13 protein-coding genes are annotated in these 22894 nt (G+C 74.7%); 9 read left to right on the top strand and 4 right to left on the bottom strand.

All coding sequences use genetic code 11. From position 1 onward, the window contains the following. The first annotated feature begins 176 nt into the window (after nucleotides 1-176). The 6 genes from ABH937_RS30160 to ABH937_RS30135 all read left to right on the top strand — a co-directional run bounded on the left by ABH937_RS30160 (nucleotide 177) and on the right by ABH937_RS30135 (nucleotide 14384). Nucleotides 177-9137 (top strand): SDR family NAD(P)-dependent oxidoreductase, encoded by an 8961-nt coding sequence (locus ABH937_RS30160; protein ID WP_370220092.1) that lies wholly within the window; start codon nucleotides 177-179, stop codon nucleotides 9135-9137. Between the two features lie 11 nt (nucleotides 9138-9148). Continuing rightward, nucleotides 9149-11554, top strand: a complete 2406-nt coding sequence (locus tag ABH937_RS30155) for a type I polyketide synthase (RefSeq protein WP_280692588.1) — start codon at nucleotides 9149-9151, stop codon at nucleotides 11552-11554. After that, nucleotides 11551-12315: a thioesterase II family protein gene (locus tag ABH937_RS30150; protein ID WP_280692589.1), complete on the top strand. Its 765-nt coding sequence runs from the start codon at nucleotides 11551-11553 to the stop codon at nucleotides 12313-12315. The genes ABH937_RS30155 and ABH937_RS30150 overlap by 4 nt, the downstream gene beginning before the upstream one ends. A gap of 99 nt (nucleotides 12316-12414) precedes the next feature. Continuing rightward, nucleotides 12415-13407 (top strand): acyltransferase domain-containing protein, encoded by a 993-nt coding sequence (locus ABH937_RS30145; protein ID WP_370220091.1) that lies wholly within the window; start codon nucleotides 12415-12417, stop codon nucleotides 13405-13407. Nucleotides 13408-13423: 16 nt separating this feature from the next. After that, nucleotides 13424-13651, top strand: a complete 228-nt coding sequence (locus ABH937_RS30140; protein ID WP_280692593.1) for a hypothetical protein — start codon at nucleotides 13424-13426, stop codon at nucleotides 13649-13651. A gap of 139 nt (nucleotides 13652-13790) precedes the next feature. After that, nucleotides 13791-14384, top strand: a complete 594-nt coding sequence (locus ABH937_RS30135; RefSeq protein WP_280692594.1) for a response regulator transcription factor — start codon at nucleotides 13791-13793, stop codon at nucleotides 14382-14384. Here the strand turns inward: ABH937_RS30135 and ABH937_RS30130 are convergent. The 4 genes from ABH937_RS30130 to ABH937_RS30115 all read right to left on the bottom strand — a co-directional run bounded on the left by ABH937_RS30130 (nucleotide 14326) and on the right by ABH937_RS30115 (nucleotide 19759). Further along, entirely contained in the window at nucleotides 14326-15465 is a 1140-nt protein-coding gene (locus tag ABH937_RS30130) for a sensor histidine kinase (RefSeq protein ID WP_370220090.1), read from the bottom strand. The two genes, ABH937_RS30135 and ABH937_RS30130, sit on opposite strands and share 59 nt — an antisense overlap. A 238-nt stretch (nucleotides 15466-15703) precedes the next feature. Then, nucleotides 15704-17179 (bottom strand): SagB family peptide dehydrogenase, encoded by a 1476-nt coding sequence (locus ABH937_RS30125; RefSeq protein WP_370220089.1) that lies wholly within the window; start codon nucleotides 17177-17179, stop codon nucleotides 15704-15706. 46 nt (nucleotides 17180-17225) lie between these two features. Further along, the gene (locus tag ABH937_RS30120) at nucleotides 17226-19523 is read right to left on the bottom strand and encodes a TOMM precursor leader peptide-binding protein (RefSeq protein WP_370220088.1); all 2298 of its coding nucleotides are present in this window, start codon (nucleotides 19521-19523) and stop codon (nucleotides 17226-17228) included. Continuing rightward, a complete protein-coding gene (locus ABH937_RS30115; RefSeq protein WP_280692601.1) occupies nucleotides 19520-19759 on the bottom strand; it encodes a hypothetical protein in 240 nt (79 codons plus the stop codon). The genes ABH937_RS30120 and ABH937_RS30115 overlap by 4 nt, the downstream gene beginning before the upstream one ends. A gap of 314 nt (nucleotides 19760-20073) precedes the next feature. Here ABH937_RS30115 and ABH937_RS30110 point away from each other — a divergent pair, with 314 nt between their 5' ends. The 3 genes from ABH937_RS30110 to ABH937_RS30100 all read left to right on the top strand — a co-directional run bounded on the left by ABH937_RS30110 (nucleotide 20074) and on the right by ABH937_RS30100 (nucleotide 22698). Next, complete coding sequence (locus ABH937_RS30110) at nucleotides 20074-20892, top strand: AfsR/SARP family transcriptional regulator (RefSeq protein ID WP_280692603.1); 819 nt, start codon at nucleotides 20074-20076, stop codon at nucleotides 20890-20892. Between the two features lie 218 nt (nucleotides 20893-21110). Then, nucleotides 21111-22388 (top strand): acyltransferase domain-containing protein, encoded by a 1278-nt coding sequence (locus ABH937_RS30105; RefSeq protein ID WP_280692604.1) that lies wholly within the window; start codon nucleotides 21111-21113, stop codon nucleotides 22386-22388. A gap of 37 nt (nucleotides 22389-22425) precedes the next feature. Beyond that, a complete protein-coding gene (locus ABH937_RS30100; RefSeq protein ID WP_370220087.1) occupies nucleotides 22426-22698 on the top strand; it encodes an acyl carrier protein in 273 nt (90 codons plus the stop codon). The last annotated feature ends 196 nt before the right edge of the window (nucleotides 22699-22894 follow it).

The following is a 22894-nucleotide window of genomic DNA, read 5'->3' as shown; positions in this document are numbered from 1 at the left end:
GCCCCCCGCCGGCCCCGCCCGGGGGGCCCCCGGGGGGGGCCCCCCCCCCCCCCGGGCCCGCCCCCCCCCCCCCCCCGGCCCCCGGGGGGGGGGGGCCCCCCCCCCCCCCCCCCGGGGGGGCCCCCCCCGACCGCGGGCCTTTCAACTTCCCTGTCACGAGGACTGGATACGGACTCATGGAACCGAGCAAGAGCGCTGCGACACCCCTGACCCGAGCCCTGGACACCATCAAGAGCCTGCGCGCCCAGCTGGACGCCGCGAGCGGGAACCAGCCGCTGGCGGTGGTCGGCGTCGGCCTGCGGCTGCCCGGCGGCATCGACGACCTCGACTCGTACTGGGCGGCGCTCGAGTCCGGCCGTGACCTGGTGCGCACCCGGCCGCCCGGACGGATGGCCCCGTTCGCCGATGAATGGGCCGAACTCCCACACCAGGGAAGCTTCCTGGACGAGGTGCTGGGCTTCGACGCCGACTTCTTCGGGATCAGCCCGCGCGAGGCGCGCGCCATCGACCCGCAGCACCGCCTGCTGCTCGAAGTGGCCCACGAGGCGCTGGAGGACGCGGCGCTGGCCCCCGAGCAGCTGACCGACGCCAAGGTCGGCGTCTTCGTCGGCATCACCGGCCGCCAGGACTACCGCGACTGGAACACCGGCGAGTTGGACGCCTACTGGGCCACCGGCAACGGCCACAGCTTCGCGGCCGGGCGGATCTCCTACTGCCTGGGCCTGACCGGCCCGGCGGTGGCCGTGGACACCGCCTGCTCCTCCTCGCTGGTGGCGATCCACCAGGCGGGGCAGGCGCTGCGGCGCGGCGAGTGCGAGGTGGCGCTGGCCGGCGGCGTCAACCTGGTGCTGGCCCCCGGCTCGACCCGGATCATCGACCAGACCCGCTCGCTCTCCCCGGACGGCCGCTGCAAGAGCTTCGACGCGCGGGCCAACGGCTTCGTCCGCGGCGAGGGTTGCGGGGTGATCGCGCTCAAGCGGCTGGACCACGCGCTGCGCGACGGCGACCGGATCCACGGCGTGATCCGCGGCTCGGCGATCAACCAGGACGGCCGCTCCTCGGGCTTCACCGCGCCCAACGTGCTGGCCCAGATCGACCTGCTGGAGTCCGCGCTGGCCGACGCCGGGCTGACCCCGGCCGACCTGGGACTGATCGAGGCGCACGGCACCGGCACCTCGCTGGGCGACCCGATCGAGATGGACGCCATCATCGCCGCGCTCGGCCGGCGCAACGAGGGTGCCAAGCTGCACGTCGGCTCGGTCAAGGCCAACCTCGGCCACCTGGAGGGCGCGGCCGGCATCGCGGGCGTCATCAAGGCGCTGCTCTGCCTGCGCAAGGGCGTCGTCCCGCCGCTGGTGCACTTCGAGACGCTCAACCCGCGGATCGACCTGGACGGCACCGGCATCTCGGTCTCGGGTCAGGCACAGCCGTGGCGGGCCGCCGAGAGCGGCCGGTACGCCGGCGTCAGCTCGTTCGGCATGATCGGCACCAACGCGCACATCATCGTCGGTCCCGCGGAGCCCGCCGAGCCGGCGGAGCAGCGCGCCACCGAGGTTCCGGTGACCGGCTTCCAGCTCTCCGCCAAGACCCCCGCCGCGCTGCGCGCGCTGGCCGGGCGGCTCGCCGAGCGCCTCGCCACGCTGGCGCCCGCCCAGTACGCCGCCTTCGCCTACACCGTCACCGAGGGCCGCAGCCGCCAGGAGGTGACCGCCACGGTCACCGCCGCCGACCCCGCCAGCGCCGCCGCCGCGCTCGGCGCGCTGGCCGCCGACCAGGCCTCGCCGCTGGTCACCATCGCCGAGGGGACGGCGGCAGGGCGACTGCCCGCGCTGCCGCGCCGGGTGGTGGAGCTGCCGCACTACCCGTGGGAGCGGACCCGGCACGCGCCGGCCGCCGCCGCGGCCCAGGCCGCCCCCGCCGCCGCTGCTGCGCCGCTGCCCGCCGCCGAGCGGCCCGCGGCGCCGGCCGGCGTGCCGCTGCACGAGCTCGCCTGGCACCCCGTCCCGCCGACTGCGCCGGTCAGCGGCAGCACCCTGGTGCTGGCCGGGGACGATGTCGAACTGCTCACCCTGCTGGCCGCGGAGGCCGAGGCTGGCGGCCAGTTCGGCGTGCTGCTCGGCCCGGTCGCCGACGGCTCCTTCCCGGCCTGGGAGCAGGGCCCGCTGCCCGCCGACGACCTGGCCTGGGGCCGGTTCTGGGCGGCTCGCGACCAGCGCGGCCCGCTCTCGCTGGTGCTGGCCCACCGCGCCGACCCGCTGCCGGAGCGGCTGGACGACGCCGACCCGGCCGGCGCGGGCGCGGCGCTGCTGGCCGCCGTCACCACCGCCGTGCGCAGCCTCGCGGTGGTGGACGGCCGGCACCGCGCCTTCACGCTCACCCGGGGGGTGCGCCAGGTCACCGGGCAGGACGGGATCGCGGCCGGTGACCACGGCCTGCTGCACGGCCTGCTGCCGGTGCTCGGCCTGGAGTTCGGGGCCCGCTGGGGCGGCGTGATCGATCTGCCGGCCGCCCCCACCGCCACCGACGCGCGCACCGTGCTGGAGCTGGCCACCGCCGCCGCACCGACGCCCGGGACGGCCGTCGAGGACCTGCTGGCGGTCCGTGACGGCGCCGCGTTCGGCGCCCGGCTGCGCCCGGTGGCCGCCGACTGGCAGCCGGAACTGACGATCCGTCAGGAGGCGGCCTACCTGATCACCGGCGGCGCGGGCGGCATCGGCCGGGCGCTGGCCGCCGACCTGGTCCGGCGCGGCGCCCGCCACCTGGTGCTGATCGGCCGCACCGCCCCCGAGGCGCTGCCCGCGACCACCCGCGACTGGCTGGCCGAGCTGGCCGCCGCCGGGGTGGCGGCGCACTACCGCGCCGCCGACTGCGACCGGCACGCCGAGTTGACCGCCGCGCTGGCGATCGAGGGCCTGCCGCCGATCGCGGGCGTGATCCACGCGGCCGGCACGCTGCCGCTGGCGCCGCTCGCCGAGGCCGACAGCGCGGCCTTCGAGGCGGCGCTGCGCGGCAAGTACTCCGGCGCCTGGTGGCTGCACCTGCTCAGCCGCGACTGGCCACTGGACTTCTTCCTGCAGACCTCCTCGGCCTCCGGCCTGTGGGGCAACGAGGGCCGCGGCGCCTACGCCGCCGCCAACGGCGGCCTGGACGCGCTGGCCGCGCACCGTGCCGCCGCCGGACTGCCCGCCAGTAGCCTGGCCTTCGGGGCCTGGGCGCTGGACGGCATGGCCGACGAGGCGGGCCGGCGCAACCTGGCCCGGATGGGCCTGGGCGAGGTGGACCCGGCCACCGGCTGCACCAGCCTGACCGCCGCCACCCCGAACGCCGCGGCGCTGCTGCTGGCCTGCCCGGTGGACTGGCCCCGGTTCCTGGAGGTGATCGGCGCGGGCCGCCCGCGCGCGCTCTTCGCCGAACTGGCCGAGCGGGCCGCCACCGAGGCCCCGCCGAGCGTCGGGTCGCCGCTGCGCGGCGAGCTGCTCGCGCTGCCCGAGGGAGCCCGCCTGGCGGCCGCCCGGGTGCACGTCGGCCGTCAGCTGGCCGCTGCGCTCGGCTACGCCGAGGGCCGCGCCGTGCCGGAGGACGTCGGCTTCTACAACCTCGGCCTGGACTCGATCATGGCCGTCGACCTGGCCCGCGAGCTGGCCGAGGCGTTCGCCGTCGAGCTGCGGGTGGCCGAGATCTTCAGCTATCCGACGGTGGGTCAGCTCGCCGAGCTGATCGCCGCCCGGCTCGCCGACGGGCCGAAGCACACCCCCGCCGCGGCCCGGTCGCCTCGCCCGCGCCCGGCGGCCGCCGCCGTCGAGGCCGCTGGCTCGCCCGCCGCGCATGGCTCGCCCGCCGCGCCCGTCACGGGCCTCGGCGAGCCGATCGCGATCGTCGGGATGGCCGCCCGCTACCCCGGCGCCGACTCGGTGGAGGAGTTCTGGCAACTGCTCGCCGAGGCCCGCGACGCGGTCGGCCCGGTGCCGGCCGACCGCTGGGACCGCGCCGCGCTGCACGACGCCGACCCGCTGGCCACCGGCACCATCACCACCGACCAGGGCGGCTTCCTGAGCGACCTGGCCCGCTTCGACGCCGGCTTCTTCGGCATCCCGGCCCGCGAGGCCGAGAGCCTGGACCCGCAGCACCGCCTGCTGCTCGAAGCGGCCTGGCACGCGCTGGAGGACGGCGGGATCGACCCGCACAGCGTGCGCGGCAGCCGGACCGGCGTCTTCGTCGGCATCTCCAACTCCGACTACGCGCGGCTGCTCGAACAGGGCGGCCTCGGCAAGCTGGACGCCTACTTCGGCACCGGCACCGCGCTGAACGCCGCGGCCGGGCGGATCTCCTACCTGCTCGGGGCCAACGGTCCCGCGCTCGCGGTGGACACCGCCTGCTCCTCCTCGCTGGTCGCGCTGCACCTGGCGGTCCGTTCGCTGCGCAGCGGCGAGAGCGACCGGGCGCTGGCCGGCGGCGTGAACGTGATCGCCGACCCGTCCTGCTCGGTGGCCGTCAGCCGGGCGCACATGCTCTCGCCCGAGGGCCGCTGCAAGACCTTCTCGGCCGAGGCCGACGGCTTCGTCCGCGCCGAGGGCTGCGGCGTGCTGGTGCTCAAGCGCCTGAGCGATGCCGAGCGTGACGGTGACCGGGTGCTCGCGGTGATCCACGGCACCGCCGTCAACCAGGACGGCGCCTCCTCCGGACTGACCGTGCCCAGCGGCCGGGCGCAGGAGGCGGTGATCAACGAGGCGCTCGCCGACGCGGGCCTGGACGGCGCGCAGATCTCCTACCTGGAGGCGCACGGCACCGGCACCTCGCTCGGCGACCCGATCGAACTGGCCGCCGCCTGGGCCGCGTTCGGCCCGGGCCGGCGCCCCGGCGAGCCGCTGCAGATCGGCTCGGTGAAGAGCAACATCGGCCACAGCGAGTCGGCCTCCGGCATCGCCGGGGTTATCAAGACGGTGCTCGCGCTGCGGCACCGCAAGCTGCCCGCCAGCCTGCACGCCGAGAACCTCAACCCGCACGTGCCGTGGGACGACATGAACCTGCGGGTGGTGGACGCGCTCACCCCGTGGCGCACCGGCGACCGCCCGCGGCTGGCCGCCGTGTCCAGCTTCGGTTTCAGCGGCACCAACGCCCAGGTGATCCTCGGCGAGGCCGCCGAGCCGGCCGCCCTCGAGCCGGCGGCGGGCCCCTACCTGCTGCCGCTCTCCGCGCCCGACCTGCCGGGCCTGGCCCGGCTGAGCGAGCGGTGGGAGCAGCGGCTGGCCGAGGCGGCCGAGCACGAGCTGGCCGCGCTCGCGGTCACCGCGGGCACCGGGCGGGCCCACTTCGGCCCGCGCCGGGCGCTGCTCGGCGCCGGTGCCGCGCAGCTGCTGGCCGGGCTGCGCGAGCCGGTGGTCCAGGCGCCGGGGCGCCCGACCATCGCCTTCCTCTTCACCGGGATGGGCAGCCAGTACTTCGGGATGGGCCGCGAGCTGTACGAGAGCGAGCCGGTCTTCCGCCAGGTGGTGGACCGCTGCGACGAGATCATCGCCCCGCTGCTCGGCCTCTCGCTGCTCGACCTGATGTTCTACGGCGCGGACGAGCAGCTGATCGACCAGGTCCGCTTCATCCAACCCACCACCGTGGTCCTGGAGTTGGCCCTGGTGGCGCTCTGGGAGTCGTGGGGGGTGCGGGCCTCGGTGGTCACCGGGCACAGCGTCGGCGAGATCGCGGCCGCGATCCACGCCGGCGTGCTCGACCTGGTCAGCGGCCTGACCCTGGTGGCGCACCGGGCCCGGCTGATGCAGGAGCGGGCCGGGGCGGGATCGATGCTCTCGGTGGCCGCCCCGCTCGCCGAGGTCGAGGCCTGGACCGCGGGGACCAGCTGCGACATCGCGGCGATCAACGGTCCCGAGTCGATCGTGGTGGCCGGGCTGCCCGCCGACGTCGCCGAGGTCGAGCGGCGGGCGCGGGCCGAGGGCCACCGGGCGCGCAGCCTGGTGATCCCGGCCGCCGCGCACTCCCGGCTGATCGACGGCATGCTGGCGGACTTCGCCGCGCTCGCCGCGCCGATGACCTTCAACCGCCCGACCCTGCCGGTGGTCTCCAACCTGACCGGCAAGGTCGCCACCGACGCGGACTACGACGCCCGCTACTGGTCCCGGCACCTGCGCGAGCCGGTGCGCTTCCACGACGGCGTCCAGCAGTTGGCCGGCCTCGGGGTGGACGCGATCCTGGAGATCGGTCCGGGGCGGACGCTGGTGAACATGGTGGTCGGCGCGGGCCTGGTGCCCGCCAAGGGCGCCGTCGCCTCGCTCAGCCGGGGCACGGGGGAGCGGGCCAGCCTGCTCGCCGCCGCCGCCCACCTCTACCGGCACGGCCAGGACCTGGACTGGGCCTCGGTGCAGCGGGCCGGCGGCCCGGCCAGGGCCGCGGCACCGCGCTACCCGTTCGCCGACACCCGCTACTGGACCAAGGTCGAGCCCGCCGCCGGGTCGGCGGTCAGGGCCGCCCCGCTGCGCCACTGGGGCAGCGAACTGCGCTCGCCGGCCCTGCGCGGCCGGGCCTTCGCCTTCGAGCGCAGCGACACCTTCCCGCCGTACCTGACGGACCACCGGATCGAGGACACCGTCCTCACCCCGGCCTCCTCGCACCTGGCCACCATGCTCTCGGCGCTGGCCGGGGACGGCAGCCCGCTGGCGCTGGAGGACTTCATCTGCCCGCGCCCGCTGGTGATCAAGGACGGCGAGCGCTACGACCTGCAGATCCTGCTGGGCGACGACGAGGCGGACCCGAGCCGGGTGAGCGTGCACAGCCTGCTCGACCCGCAGGCCGGCACCTGGGTCAACCACCTGTCCGGCAAGATGAGTTCCGAGGGCCCGATCGCCCACGCGCCGGACCGGGAGGCCTTCGCGGCCACCGCCGAGCGGCACATCTCCGGGGAGGCCTTCTACGCCTTCTTCCGCGAGCTGGGCTACAACCTCGGCCCGTCCTTCCGGTGGATCGCCGACATCTGGCTGCGCGGCGACGAGGCGCTGGTCCGCTACGCCCAGCCGCCGCTGCCGGACGCCGTCACCGACTACCAGATCTACCCGGGCCTGATCGACTCGGTCTTCCAGAGCATCGCCGGGTTCATGGTCGAGGAGGACGCCGAGGCGGCCGCCGCGCTGGCCATCCCGTTCGCCTCCGCCAAGCTCGCCTTCCCGGGCCGCCCGGTGCCCGGCGAGGACCTGTGGGGCCACGTGACGGTGCTGCAGTCCGAGACGCTGGAGCGCGGGCGCCGCCGGGTGGACGTCGCCGACCTGCACCTGTTCACCGCGGCCGGCGACAGCGTGATCGTCGCCGAGGGCTTCCGGGTCCGCGCCGCGGCCCGCACCACGCTGCGCACCAGCCTGCGCGGCGGCGTGCCGCACGCCTACGAGTTGAGCTGGGTGCCGCGCCCGCTGCCGACCGTCCCGCAGTCCCGCCGCACCCTGGTGGTCACCGGCGCCGACAGCGTCCCGGCGGGCCGGCTCGGCGAGCGGCTGCGCGCCCTGGGCCACCAGGTCAACCACGCGCTCGCCCAGGGCCCCGGCGCCACCGAGTTGCTGGTGGACGCCCGGTTCAGTGATCTGACGGACCGTCAAGGCGCCGAGGCGGCAAGGCTGGCGGCCATGGAACTGGCCGCCGCGCTGAAGGCGGCGCCGGCCGACGTGCCGTACGCGCTGCCGGTGGACGGCCGACCCGGGGCCGCGCCGGTCCGCGAGGCGCTGTTCGGCCTGCTGGCCGCGCTGGAGATCGAGCAGCCCGACCGGCGGCTGGTCCGGATCACGCTGGCCGAGGGCTGGCAGCCCGAACCGCTCGCCCAGGCGCTGCTGGAGGTGGCCGCCGAGGGTGTCACCGAGACCCGGCTCAGCCTGGGGGCGGCCGGCCTCGCGGTGGCCCGGTTGCTGCCCGCGGCCGGCGCCGACACCCCGCACCTGACCGGCGGCGCGCTGCTCACCGGCGGCCTCGGCGCGCTGGGCCTGAGCGTGGCGCGGTTCCTGGCCCGGCAGGGCGTCACCGCGCTGACCCTGATGGGCCGTTCGGCACCCGACGCGGCGGCCCGCGAGGTGATCGCGGAGCTGACCGCGAGCGGCGTGCGGATCGAGGTGGTGGCCGGTGACGTGACCGACCGCTCCGACGTCTGCGCGGCGGTCGCCACCGCCGAGTCGATGGCCCCGCTGTCCGCCGTCTTCCACCTGGCCGGCAGCACCGCCGACCGGGCCTTCGACCACCTGACCGAGGAGGACTACCGCAAGGTCTTCGCCGCCAAGGCCGCCGGCGCCGACACGCTGGCCTCGGTGCTGGAGAGCCGGGAGCTGAGCTGCTTCGTGCTCTTCTCCTCGGCGGCCGGCACCCTCGGCTCCGCCGGACAGGTCAACTACGGTGCGGCCAACGGCTACCTGGACGGGCTGGCGCAGCAGCTGCGCGAGCGCGGGGTGCCCGCCACGGCGGTCGCCTGGGGTCCGTGGGTGCCCAGCGCCAAGGGCGGCATGGCCGACTCGGGCGCGCTCTCCCGGGCCGCCGAGCGGTTCGGCGTCCGGGTGCTGAGCGATGAGGTCGCCGTCCCGCTGCTGGCCCTGGCCACCGGCACCACCCAGGCCCGACTGCTCGCGATGGACGCCGACTTCACCCGCTACGCCGGGAACCTGGGCACCCACCCCGGCACCGCGCTGCTCTCGGTGCTCACCGCCGAGCGCCCGCCGGTCGCCGAACCCGCCGCCGAGGGCGGCGGCGAGCAGCCGCGCGGCTGGCTGCGCGAGGAGCTGGCCGCGGTCACCGACGAGGACGACCGCGAGGAGCGGGTCCGCGAGGTGGTCCGCAAGCTGGCCGGCGACACCCTGGGCGACCCGGAGGCGGTCGAGGACGAGACCGGGTTCGAGGAGATCGGCCTGGACTCGATCATGGCGATCGACCTCAGCGCCCTGCTCGCCCACGCGGTCGGCGAGGACCTGCCGGCCACCGCCTCCATCGACTACCCGAACGTCGCGGAGATGTCCCGGTACCTGACCGGGCTGCTGGCCCCCGCCCCGGCGGCCACCGCCGCGACCCCGGTGCCGGACGAGCTCGGCGGCGACCCATTCTCCGACGACGAGCTCTCCGACGACGAGTTGCTCGCCGCCGTGCGGCGCGACCTGGCCATGGACCTGTGAGGTAGGAAGAGATGCAAACGGACGAGTACCGCGCCCTGCTGCAGGAGCAGCACAGACTGACCCGCCGGCTCAAGGCCCGGATCAGTGAACTAGAGGAGCAGCGCAACGCCCCGCTCGCCGTGGTCGCGACCGCGCTACGGCTGCCCGGCGGGCTGACCACCCCCGAGTCCTACTGGGACTTCCTGCTCGGCGAGCAGGACGCGCTCAGCGAGATCCCCGAGGAGCGCCCGGGCCTGCGCGCCGTCTACGACGAGAAGCCCGACCAGCTCGGCCGCTCCTACGTGCGGCGGGCCGGGTTCCTGAGCGACATCGCCGGCTTCGACGCGGGTTTCTTCGGGATCTCGCAGCGCGAGGCCACCGCGCTGGACCCGCAGCAGCGGCTGCTGCTGGAGACCGGCTGGGAGGTGATGGAGCGGGCCGGCCTGCCGGTCCGCCGCCAGGAGCGGCTCAAGGCCGGCGTCTTCGTCGGCATGATGACCTCCGAGTACGTCCAGCGGATGGCACATCCGGACGACAAGACCGGCATCGACCCCTACTACGGCACCGGCGGCGGCCACTCGATGGCGGCCGGGCGGGTCTCCTACGTGCTGGGCCTGTCCGGGCCGGCGATCAGCGTGGACACCGCCTGCTCCTCCTCGCTGGTCGCGCTGCACCTGGCCACCCGCAGCCTGCGCCAGGGCGAGTGCCGCTACGCGCTGGTCGGCGGCGCCAACCTGATCCTCTCGCCGGACCTGATGGTCTCGCTCTGCCAGAACAAGGCGCTGGCGCCGGACGGCCGTTCCAAGACCTTCACCGCCGCCGCCGACGGCTACGGCCGGGGCGAGGGCGTCGGCATGGTGCTGCTGATGCGCCTGGACGAGGCCGAGCGCGAGGGCCGTCCGATCCTCGCGGTGCTGCGCGGCACCGCCGTCAACCACGACGGCGCCTCCTCGGGGCTGACCGTGCCCAACGGCCCGGCCCAGCAGGAGGTGTTGCGGGCCGCGCTGGCTGACGCCGGAGTGGCCGCCGCCGAGGTCGGCTACGTCGAGGCGCACGGCACCGGCACCTCGCTCGGCGACCCGATCGAGGTCGGCGCGCTGGACGCGGTGGTCGGCAGCGGCGTGTCGGACCGTCAGGAACCGCTGCTCACCGGCAGCGTGAAGTCCCGGATCGGCCACCTGGAGGCGGCCGCCGGGCTGGCCGGCCTGATCAAGGTGGTGCTGATGCTCCAGCACGGCCGGATCCCGGCCGCGCTGAGCGCCGCCGACGGCGAGTTGAACGCGCTGATCCCGTGGGAGCGGATCAACGTCGCGGTGCCGCGCGAGAGCCGGGACTGGCCGGCCGGCTACCAGCGCAAGGTGGCGGGCCTGAGCGCCTTCGGGATGAGCGGCACCAACGCGCACGTGGTGCTGGAGGCCTACCAGGAGGCGCGGCAGCAGCCGCCGGCCGTCCCCGGGCGGCTGGAGCTGGTCACCCTCTCCGCCAAGCACGAGGAGAGCCTGGCCGAGCTGGTCTCGCTGGCGGCCGGGCACCTGAGCCGCACCGGGGCGGCGGACCTGGCCGCCGACTGCCACACGCTGCGGGCCGGGCGCACCGCCTTCGAGTTCCGGATCGCGGTCACCGGGCGCAGCGGCACCGAGCTGGCCGAAGCGCTGCTCGCGGCGGCCGAGCACGGCGTGCGCGAGCTCAAGCCGGCCCGGCTGGCCGTCACCCTGAGCACCGTGCAGGGCTCCGCCCAACTCGCCGCCGCGGTGGCCGCGCTGACCGAGGCCTACCCGGAGCTGATCGCGGGCCACGGCCGCGCCGACGAGCAACTGGCGGAGATCCTGCGTCAGTTCGGCCTCAAGGTGCGACCCGGGGCGGCCGCCGCCGACCAGTCGGTGGACGCGGCTCTGCGCTGGGAGGGCGGCAGCCTGCCGCTCACCGGCGACGAGCCGGCCCAGGCGGTGGACCTGCTGGCGAGCGCGCTCGGCACCCTCTTCGCCGCCGGTGCCGAACTGCGGCTGGACGCGCTGCGCCCGGCCGGCGCGCGGGCGGCCGGCAACCTGCCCACCTACCCGTTCCGCCGCCGCCGGCTCTGGATCGAGGAGCGGGCCGCCGCCCCGGCACCGGTGCAGGCACTGGCCGCCGTCCCCACCGTCACCGCCGACCAGGCCGCCGACCGCGCCGCCGTCAGTGCCTTCCTGCACCAGCAACTGCGCACGCTGCTGCAGGCCGAGGAGGACCTGGCCGAGGGCGAGACCTTCCTGGAACTGGGCGGCGACTCCTTCATCGCGATGCAACTGACCCTGCGGATCGAGGAGAACTACCAGATCGAGGTCCCGCTGGACGACTTCCTGGAGGAGATCACCTTGGGCGAGCTCTTCGAGCGGCTCGGCGAACACATCCTCTCCGGTGGCGTGCTGGTCGCCGCCGCCAGTGAACGGCGCGGCGCGTGAGGACCGGGGTGCGCCCGCGCCCGGTGGACCGGCCCGCGCTGCGGCTGCTCGGCTTCCACCACGCCGGGGGCTCCTCGGGCGTCTACTGGCCGATGGCCCGCCAGCTGCCCGAGGACTGGGACCTGGTGCTGATCGACCTGCCGGGCCGTGGCAAGCGCGCCCGGGAGGAGCCGCTGACCACCCTGTCGGCGGTGCTCGACACGGTCTACGAGGACGTCCAGCCCTGGCTGGACGCGCCGTTCGCGCTCTTCGGGCACAGCCTGGGCTCGCTGGTGGCGATCGAGCTGGCCCGCCGGCTGGAGGCGGCCGGGCAGCGGCCCGGCTGGGTCGGCGTCTCGGGGCGGGCCGGCCCGAGCTACCAGGCGCGGGTGCGGCGCCGGCTCTACGAGCTGGACGACGAACGGCTGCTCGGCCAGCTGCTGGCGATGGGCGGCACGCCCGACCGGATCCACGAGGTGCCGGAGTTCGTCGAACGGTTCCTCCGGCTCACCCGGGCGGACCTGCGCGCCGTCGAGTCCTACAATCCCGACCCCGACCGGGTCCCGCTGACCGCCCCGGTCTCCGCCTTCGGCGGCGACATCGATCCGTGGGCGCCCGAGTTCATGTTGGCCGGCTGGGCCCGGGAGACCACCGCGGAGTTCGGCTACCAGCTCTTCCCCGGTGGCCACTTCTACTTCCTCGGCCAGGCCTTCCCGGGATTCACCAGAGCGCTGGTGGCCGAGGCCGCGGCGCAGCTGGCGGGCGCTGCGAGCCGTTCCTGAAACACGCCCCAGGGGGCGGGGTCGGTGCCGAGCGCACCGCCCCCGCCCCGGCGCCGAGTGCGCCGACTTCAGTCCCGTTCCGCGAGAGGAGCACCGACCGTGCCCGCCACCCCCGCGACCGCCTTCGTCTTCACCGGCCAGGGCAGCCAGCAGCCACGGATGACCGTGGGCCTCTACAACTCCAGTCCCGTCTACCGCCGTCACCTGGAGCAGGCGGACGCCGCCCTGCGCCCGGGCCTGGACCGCTCGGTGGTCGACTTCGTCCGCGCCGCCGACCCGCTGATCAACCGGACCGGCTACGCCCAGCCGGTGCTCTTCGCGATCGGCTACGCGCTCGGCGCCACGCTGGGCGAGCTCGGTGTGCGTCCTGACCTGCTGCTCGGCCACAGCATCGGCGAGTTCGCCGCCGCGGTGCTCTCCGGCGCGCTGAGCCTGACCGACGCGGCCCGGCTGGTCACCGCTCGGGCGCAGGGCATGGAGCTGCTGCCCGAGGGCGGCGCGATGCTGGCGGTCAAGGCGAGCGAGGCCGAGGTGCTCGAACTGATCCCGGCGCACCCGCTGGTCGGCACCGCCGCCGTGAACAGCCGGGCCGAGGTGGTGCTCTCCGGCGACGGCGATCAACTGGACGCGATCCGCGAGCGGTTGGCCGGGCACGGCATCAAGGCCACCAGGCTGCGGGTGTCGCACGCCTTCCACTCGCCGCTGATGGCCCCGATGCTGGACGACTTCGGCGCGGTGGCCCGCACCGTCGACCACCGGCCCGCCGCCACCGCGCTGGTCTCCACCGTGCTGGTCTCCACCGTGCTGGGCCGACCGCTGGCGGCCGAGGAGTTGAGCGCCGACTACTGGGTGCGGCACATCAGCGCCACCGTCCGGTTCGCCGACGGGATCGAGGCGCTGCTCGCGCTGGGTGCCACCCGGATCGTCGAGGTCGGGCCGCGCCCGGTGCTCTCCCGGTTGCTGGAGCCGCTGGCCGAGGAGCACGGCTTCCAGGTCTTCAACGCCTGCCGGGGGCCGGCCGGCACCGGTGACCAACTCGCCGCGCTGGCCGCCGAACTCACCGCCGGCCGCCCGGTCGCGGTGCCGGCCTGACGGGCGGCTGGGCTTGATGTCCGCCTTCGTCCGGCTGCTGGACCAGCTGCTCGTGCTGCTGGGCACCGCCGGGGCGGCCCAGTTCGCGGTGCCGCTCCCGGTCGAGGAGGAGTACTGCTGCCGGGACTGCGGCCTGGCGCTCGACCGGCAGGACGGCCGCGGCGGCGACTGGGACGACTGGGAGATCGAGTTGCTCGGCCGGCGGTCCGAGCGGCTGGGGCCGCCGCTGGAGTGGCTGCCCTGAGCCCGGCGACGGCCGGTGGTGAAACGTATCCGCACCGCTGTGGATTGTGATCGCGTTCCCAGCTTTGGATGGTAGAACCCTCTCAGGACGCGCGAGCTGTACCGTGCGCTGAGGTGGGGAGTCCGGCTTGATCAGGGTCATGTTGGCAGAGGACATGAACATGGTCCGCGGGGCGCTGGTCGCGCTCCTGAACCTCGAACCGGACATCGAGGTGGTCGGTGAGGTGGCCTCGGGCGACGAGATCGTGCCCCGGGCGCTTGACTGGCGACCGGATGTGGCCATCGTCGACATCGACCTGCCGGGCATCGACGGCCTGACCGCCGCCGCCGAGCTGATCAAGGAACTGCCGTCCTGCCGCACCCTGATCCTCACCAGCCTCGGCCGCCCGGGAAACCTGCGGCGCGCGGTGGCCGCCCAGGTCGCCGGCTTCATCCTGAAGGACGCGCCGCCGGACCGGCTGGCCGAGGCGATCCGCGGGGTGGCGGCGGGGCGGCGGGTGATCGACCCGCAACTGGCCCTGGCCGCCTGGGACTCGGTGGAGAACCCGCTCACCGGGCGGGAGTCGGAGGTGCTGCGGCTGGCCGCCGGCGGCGCGGAGGTGGCGGAGATCGCCGCCAGCCTCTACCTCTCGGCCGGCACCGTGCGCAACTACCTGACCACCGCCGTGACCAAGCTCAACGCGCGTAACCGGGTCGACGCGATCCGGATCGCGTCCCAGGCGGGCTGGCTGTAGCACCGTCGGCCGGCAACGGGACCCGGGCTTCCAGCTGGAAGCGGCCGTCCGGGCCGACGGCGGCGGTGAGCCGGCCGCCGAGCCGGCCGACCCGGGAGCGCAGGCTGTCGATGCCGGTGCCGCGCCGGGCCGGCTGCTCCTGGGGCGCGGGCTGCACGCCGTCGTTGACGATCCGCAGCAACACGCTCCGGTCGCGCTGCTCGATGCTGATGGCGCAGTGCTCGGCCTTGCTGTGCCCCAGCACGTTGGTGATGCCCTCGCGCAGCACGGTCGCCAGCACGGTGCTGACCTGCGGCGGCAGCCGGTCGTGCGAGATGTCCAGGTCGATCTGGATGTCGGCGGCGGCCAGCACCGAGCAGCCGGAGCGGGTCTCCTGGTCCAGGGACATCTCGCGGTAGCCGCTGGCCACCATGCGCACGTCGGAGAGCGCCTGGCGGGATATCTCCAGGATCTCGATCAGCTCGTCGCCCGCCCGGTCGGGGTGGCTGGTGACCAGGCGGCGGGTGAGCTCGGTCTTCAGGGTGATGGCGGAGAGGCTGTAGCCGAGCAGGTCGTGCAGGTCCTGCGAGAAGCGCAGGCGCTCCTGCTGGACGGCCATCCGGGCCAGCTCCTCGCGGGTCCGCTTGACCTCCTCCACCAGGTCGCCGAGCCGCAGCATGCCGTAGACGATCAGGCCGGTGATGGTGGCGGAGATCAGCGTGTAGCTGATCGACCAGGCGTCGTCGGGCGTCACCAGGTACTGCGCCCAGGTCTGGGTGCCCACCACCAGGCCGAACAGCACCCAGCTCACCGGCGAGGCGGTGAGCACCAGCAGGTTCCCGGCGAAGAACCCCGGCATGCCGACCCAGGCGCTGCCGAACATCAGGAACGGCAGGTAGACCAGCGCGGCCTGCAGGGCCAGGGTGGCGTAGGCGGTCCGGGACCCGGGGCGCGGCGCGAGGCGGGTGTTGTGGATCAGTTGCAGGGCCAGCAGGGCGCCGACCGAGACGGTGAAGACCAGCACCTGGCTGAGGCCCGGTCTCAGGGTCATGGTGTGCACACCGGCCAGCACCGCGAAGCCGCTGAAGACGACGGCGATCACCGTGCGCGACAGTCGCGACGCGGGCCCGACAGCGGACCGGTCGTCAACCACCGGAATGCGGCGACCGTGCGCGTCTACCCGACGTGACATCCGTGACATCCGTCCCCCTTGACCACCGAGGTCACCCCACCGGCACACATCGTAGCGGCGCACCAGCTACTCCAAGGGGTACGCGGCATGTGTCTTTTCACAGAAACCAGCCACTACTTCGGCAATTCACGCGCAGTTTGACATCGAGTCAGGCCGTCGACGGGCCGACGATCAGTTCGCCGACGCTGGACTCCCGCCGCCAGTCCAGGCCGAAGGCCCGGGCCGCCGCGTCGCTGTCCCCGAAGGCGACCGGTTGCGGGGCCAACCGCATCGCGGTGGCCACCAGGTTGAGGGTCTGCAGCAGGATGCCGACGTGCTTGAGCGTGGTGGCGTAGGCCATCCCGCCGTAGACCCAGGAGAGCCGGCCGAACCGGGCGGTGAGGGTGATCAGCACCGGTGGCTCCCGCCGCAGCCCGGCGGCCATCATCGCCGCGTCGAGCAGTTCGGCGACCGCCTCCTCGGCGGTGTTGATCAGCGTCAGGCCGTGGCCGCGCGGATCGTAGTGGTAGATGCCGCGGGGCAGGTCGGCGGCGGTGCCGACCACCAGGTAGAGCTCCAGCTCGTACAGGTCGCCGGTGCTCGGGTAGGGCCGGTCGGTGGTGGTGCCCGCCGCCGCCTCGTCCGGGCCGCCGACGTGCATCTCCCGTACCCGGGCCGCGCGGTGCAGCAGTTCGCCCAGGTGCGCGGCGGTGACCGCGTGGTCGCCGAGCCGGCCCGCCGGGCGCCGGGACTCCAGCACCTCGGTCAGGGTCGGCTCGGCCGCGCCGCGCTCGGGGGGCCGGGGCAGCGGGAAGTACTTGCCGCGCGGCAGCGGCTTCACCGCCGGCTCGTGCGGCGGCCGTTGACCCTGCGGGAAGACCGCGCCGTAGGCGCCGTCGTGCCGGCCGAGCCGGCTGCGGGAGTGGAAGAGCAGGTCGTGCTCGGCCCACCCGAGCAGGTCGGGATCGGTGTCCTCGGCGAACCGCGGGCCGCCGAGCCGATCGCGTTCGCCCACCAGCACCATGCCGGTGGCCACCAGGTGGGCGACCACCGCGCCGATCGCCTCGCCGGGCAGGCCGATGGCGCGGGCCAGCTTCGCGACGCTGGTCGGGCGGGTGAGCGCGGCCGCGATCAGCACCGCGTCAGTGTGGTGCAGCAGCACCCGGTGCAGGGCCAGCGGGGACTCCAGCACGGCCTCCCCGCCGCCGGCGCCGAGCGTCGCGAACCGGGAGAGCCGCAGCGGCCGTTCGGGGTCGACCGCGGTGACGGTGGTGCTGGCCTGGCCGGAGATCGGGACCACCGAGAGCAGCGCGCCCTCGCCGTCGGTCAGCGCCAGCGTCTGGATCACCGTGCCCTGCAGCCGGTCCAGCACCTCGGCCAGCCGCCGGTGCTGCGCCGCCGCGTGCTCGTCCCCGATCGACAGCCCGGCCAGCACGTTGACCAGGTTGACCGGCCCGAAGGCCATCCGGCGCAGCGCCTCCCGCACGGCGGGCCCCGGCCGGTCGATCGGCACCTCGCCCCAGCGGGTCAGCACCGTGATCGCGTCCTGCCCGAACACCTGCTCCACCAGGGCATCCTCGCGCAGCGACCGCAGCAGCACGGTGGCGCTCGCACACTGTTCCGGGGCACTGGCTGTCGGGTCCATCGCTGCTCCTCGGATGCTCCTTCTGGTCCGGCGCCCGGCCGGGGTGTCACACGAAGATCGGGATCGGATTGAGGTCCTGGTAGTGGGTAGGTGTGGCCAACCGGCCGAGCGCCACCGGGACATCGAAGAGCCGTCCCGGGGCGAAGCGGGACCAGAAGTGCCGCAGTCCGGGGACGATCACCTTGACCACCGGAAGCCCGATGTCCGGTCGGGTCTGGTCCACCACCAGCATTTCCAGGCCGTGACGATCCGTCAAATCCAGGATGGCGTCCAGGTCGTCGAGCAGGTCGCGGCGCGGGGTGTAGCCGTAGTCCGTCGGGCGGCGCGGGGCGAGGGCCGGATCCGGCGCGAGATAGGGCTGGTTGCCGGTGGTGGCGTGCCGCCACCACCAGCGGGCCGCCTCGTCGCCGCCCTGGTAGCCGCTGCCGTCGGCGCGGGCGCCGACCACGGCCGGGAGCAGTTGGTTGACCTCGGTGAGCGCGCGGCGCAGCGCGATCCGCGGGTCGAAGTGCGCGCCGAAGCCGAAGACGATGTCCTGGGCCGGCTTGTCGAAGCGCCGGGAGAACGCCACCACGGTCGGGATCCCGAAGTCCGAGGTCACCTCCAGGGCCCACACCTCGCGGCCCAAGTCGCCGTGCACGCCGCGCAGTTCCGTGATCCACGGATCCTCGAAGGCGGTCAGGTCGACGGCCGGCTGCCGGGTCCTGTTGTACCACCAGAGCGCGACCGCGTCCCGCTCGACCAGCTCCAGGAAGCCTTGCAGGATGGCGTCCTCCAGGCTGCTGCCGGCGGCGTTGCCGTTGGAGTCGGCGTGGAAGAACCGGGCGCCCGGTGGCTGCGGCGTCCCGAAGTACAGGGCCGCGGTGGGCAGCAGCTTGTGCCGGCGCTCGGTCAGCGACCAGACCGGCGACCAGTCGACCACGTCGTCCTCGCCGAACGGGTCGGGGACGTGCTGGAAGCCACCGTGCCGGGCGTTCCACTCCTGGCGGCCGTCGAACTGGCGCGGGTCGAACAGCAGCCAGTCCTGTGGCCGCACCGCGCGGTCGGCCAACTCCCGCAGGCTGCCCCGGATCCGGGGCTCGTCGCCGTGCAGGAAGCCGCTGTGCCGCTCCAGCGCCTCGCAGAGCGCGCTGACCTCGCCGTGCACGGCGCTGATCCCCTTGCCGCCGTTGTTGCTGCGCAGATCGGTACGGAGCGCGGCCAGGCTGTTCGGGCTGTTCGGGTTGGCCGCCGGATTGGCGCCGGCCAGGAAGGAGTTGAGGAAGGCCGGGCCGCGCGGGTCGCGGCGGATCTCCTTGACCACGCCGGTGATCGGGCTGATCAGGTGCCGGTAGGTCTCCAGCACCTGCTCGGGGGGCTGGGCGCGGTGCCCGCCGCCGCCGTAGCAGGTCTTCAGCCGCGAGCGCGGGGCCACCGGGCGCCACTGCTGCTCGGTGACCAGCTGCGGGTCGCCGCAGGTGGGGCACTGCGGCCGGACCCGCAGCTGGTGGTGCCGGCCCTCCATGGTCAGGGTGTCCAGCGTCCACACCGACTGCTGGGCCGGACAGCGGTAGCCGGCCAGCCACTTGACCGCCTCCAGGGCGACCAGGTGGGTGCTGAAGCCGCCCAGCGGCGAGATCGAGGCGGTGGGGCGGGGGACCGGTCCGGTCCGGCCCAGCGCCTGCTGCACATGGGCCTCGGCCCGCCGGTGGCCGCCCAACCGGTGTGCCAGGCAGCTCCAACAGCCGCCGCCGGGCTGGAAGACCGGGCCGATCCAGACCCGCCGGCCGTACGGCCGGGCGATCAACCAGGCCCGCTCCGCCGCCAGTTCGGCGGCGTTCACGGCGGCCAGACCGGGCGCCAGGTAGTCGTCGCAGAGCGCCACGGTCAGGTCGCCGGGCAGCCGGTCGCCCGGATCCTCGACCACCGCGAGCCCGGCGGCCTCGAAGGCCGCCGCGGCGTCGCGCGGGTCCACCCGGCCGACCGCGGCCAGGTGGATCCGTCCGGTGGCCGCCCGGGCGGCGGCCCGGCCGCTGTCCAGGCCGGCCGCCTCCCAGTAGGCGATCGCCCGCTCGTCGCAGGGGGAGGCCGTCGGCGGCCGCAGGGCGACCAGCCCCGCGTCCGCCAACTGCTCCATCAGGTCGCCGATCTGCTGCGGCGAGACGCTCTCGGGTGCCTCCCGCAGCAGTCCGGGGATGTCCCGGGTGCCGTCCAGCAGCGGGGCGAGCGCCTCGATCTGCGCGCCCTGCAGGGCGGTGACGCCGTGCTCCGAGAACAGGTAAGTGGCCTCCCCCGAGACCACTTCGGGGCGCAGATCGCGCCGGAAGCCGATCAGCGGTCCCCCGTCCCCCGGCCCCGTGGTCATGCCGCGGCGAAGCCGAGCACAGCCGGGGCGGTCAACGCGGCGTGCGCGGCACCGAGCGGTTCCGGGGCGGGCGCCGCGCAGAGCCCGGCGCAGAGGTTCAGCGCCGCGCCGTCCTGGAGGTGCCAGCCGTCCAGGGCGTCGATGGTCAGATCCAGCGTGGTTTCCTTGTTGCCGCGTGCCGGGAGGTAGGCGGTGAACAGCGTTCTGAAATCGGCGTTGGAGCTGATCGTGTTCATAGGGAGCACTCCACTCTGCGATCAAGGCTGGGTGGTGCGTGGCCCGAGCGGGCCATGGGCAGAATTCTGGGTGTGAGCCCCGCCACCCCACCAGTGGGAGCGTCACCCCCCTGGCGTGAGAATTTCACGGGTTGCCCGGGTTCTTCCTCATGCCGCTGTCATGACTCGCGCACTGGGCAACTCGCCTGCCGTGTTGCGATCCTGATGGATGTTCAGGCGCTGTGATCCGCCGTATCGGCCCGCTGCACCGGCCCGCAGGACCGGGGCCGCGGATCCCAGGGCTCCCGCTGACGGTATGGGGGAGAGGCAATCCTGTGGAGATCAAGATTCTCGGCCCGTTGGAGGCCACGGAGTGCGACGAGTCCATCGTGCCCACCGCCGGCAAGCCCCGCCAGGTCCTCGCGCTGCTCGCGCTCTGGTCCGGGCGGATCGTACCGGCGAGCGTACTGATGGACGAGCTGTGGGGCGCGGAGCCGCCACGCAGTGCGCCGACCACTCTGCAGACCTACATCCTGCAACTGCGCAGGCGCCTGGACAGCGCACTGAGCGCCGACCCGACGCGCTGTGCCAAGGACGTCCTGCGCACCCAGTACAACGGATACGTACTCGACATCCGGCCCGAGGAGTTGGACGTCCAGTCCTACGAACGCCTCGCCGGCGCGGGCCAGCAGGCGCTGGACGCCCGGGACGACGAGGCCGCCTCGCGCCTGCTCGGCAGCGCGCTGGCGCAGTGGCGCGGTCCGGTCCTGGTCGACGTCCAGCCGGGCGCGCGGCTGGCGATCGAGGTGATGCGCCTGGAGGAGAGCCGGCTCGGCGTGCTGGAGCGGCGGATCGACGCCGATCTGCGGCTGGGCCGCCACCACAAGCTGCTCAGCGAGCTCGCCGTGCTCACCGTGCAGCACCCCTGGCACGAGAACCTGCACGCCCAGCACATGATCGCGCTCTACCGGTCGGGTCGGCAGTGGCACGCGCTGGACGTCTTCAAGAGACTGCGCGGCACGCTGGTCAACGAGTTCGGCCTGGAGCCCTCGCCACGGCTGCAACAGCTCCAGCGGGCCATCCTCTCCTCCGACCCGGCACTGGAGACCCCGGTGCGCCAGGATCGGGGCAGGCCCGGCCGGATGGTCGTCTGACGTCGCGTCAGTCATCGTCTGTCCAAAGACTGTTCTGCTTTGTCGCCGTCCCCGGTCCACTCAAGTGGCCCGGGGTAGGCGGCCGTTCGGCGCGAGTGAAGGCCAACCCCTGACGCTCGCCCTCCGACGCCCAACCATGACGCCCAACCATGACGCCCAACCCCCCCCCGACGCCCAACCCCGCGTCCCCCAGCGCAGGGAGAGGAGAGGAGGCACCCATGCTGCGTACCGTCGGTTCCCCGCGCCGCATGCCCCAGCCCGTCCGGCTGCTGGTCTGGTCGGCCGCCTGCGCGCAGGACGAGGCCGCGCTGCGGGTCAGCCTGCGCCGCTGGATCAAGGCGCGCGGCGAGGCGGGTTTCGCCGGGGTGGCCGACGCCTGGGGCGCCGCCGCGCCCGGGCCGGCGCGCGGCGCGCTGGTGGCCGCCGACCCGCAGGAGGCGCTGGCCGCGCTCGACGCGCAGGGCCCCGGCGTCTTCGTCGGCGAGGTCGGGCAGCCGCGCCCGGTGGCCATGCTGCTGCCCGGGCAGGGCGCCCAGCACCCCCGGATGGCGCTCGGGCTCTACGGCCACGAGCAGGTCTTCACCGAGGCCGTGGACGAGGTGTTCGCGCTGCTCGGCCCGGCCGGCGACCGGGTCCGCGACGACTGGCTGGCCGAGAACCCGCGGCTGCCGATCGACCACGTCGAGCGCGCGCTGCCGCTGATCTTCGCGCTCGACCTGGCGCTCGGCCGGCTGCTGAGCAGCTGGGGCATCCGCCCCGGACTGCTGCTCGGCCAGGGCATCGGCGAGCACGCGGCCGCCACCCTGGCGGGCGTGCTCAGCCTGCCGGCCGCCGTCGAGGTGATCGGCGCGCAGGCCGAGCGGCTGGCCCAGGCGCCGGCCGGCGGGATGGTGGCGGTGGCGGCCGGCGCCGACCAGGTGGCGCCGCACCTGCCGCCGGACGTCGCGGTGGCGGCGGTGAACAGCCCCAACCAGACGGTGATCTCGGGGACCAGGCAGGGCCTGGCGCGGGCCGCCGAGGCGCTGCGCGCGGCCCAGTTGAGCTGCATGCCGGTGCGGGCCAGCGTCGCCTACCACAGCCCGGTGGTCGCGGCGGCCTGCGCCGAGGCGGCCCGGGCCTTCGAGCGGGTGGCCCTGCTGCCGCCGGCCATCCCGGTGCTGTCGGCCTCCACGGCCGCGCTGATGGCGCCCGGTGAGGCGGTGGATCCGGGCTTCTGGGCCCGGCAGCCGACCCGCCCGGTGCAGTTGCGGGCCACCTTCGACACGCTCTTCGCCTCCGGCGGGCACCTCTGCCTGGAGGCCGGTCCGGGCCAGGGGCTCTACAGCCTGATCCGCCGCCACCCGGCCTTCCTCAAGGGCCCGAGCCAGGCGGTCGCGATGCTCAGCGCCCGGCCGCGCAACGCGGCGCACGACCGGCGCAGCGTGCTGGCGGCGGCGGCTCGGCTGTGGACCGCGGGGCAGGACCTCGATCTCGACGCCATTCACCGGCTGGGCTGACCGGCCCGTGGCCCCCGAACCCGAGAGGACGGCCGGCATGCCGACACCGCAGGTGGGACTGATCGAGCTGTCCCGGATCCTGGCCGCCTGCGGCGGTGAGGAGTCCTGCACCGAGCTGAGCGAGGAGGTGCTCGACGAGAGCTTCTACGAGCTGGGGCTGGACTCGCTCGCGGTGCTCCAGGCGGTCGGAGTACTGGCCAGGACCTACCAGATCGCGGTACCCGAGGAGTTGGTGGTGGAGGCGGAGACGCCGCGGATGCTGCTGGAGATGATCAGCGTGCTCTTCGGCCGGCAGAGCCACCCGGCCTGACCAGCGGCACGGCCACCCGGCCTGACCGGCCGCCGAGCCACCCGGCCTGACCAGCGCAGACCCGACACACACCCGACCGATCCTCGAGGTGGGCTGAAGCCACCCTCCGCACCCGCGCGCCATGCTGGCCGCAAGTGCCGGTGCGACCGCGGTCCGCGGTCCGCGGTCCGCCGGCTTGGGCTGGAACGAGGAGCTG

Origin of the sequence: Kitasatospora sp. GAS1066B (genome assembly GCF_041262605.1) — a bacterium.
Taxonomy (GTDB): domain Bacteria; phylum Actinomycetota; class Actinomycetes; order Streptomycetales; family Streptomycetaceae; genus Kitasatospora.
Note: the sequence above shows the minus strand (reverse complement) of the source record. Positions and strands in the feature narration are given on the sequence as shown.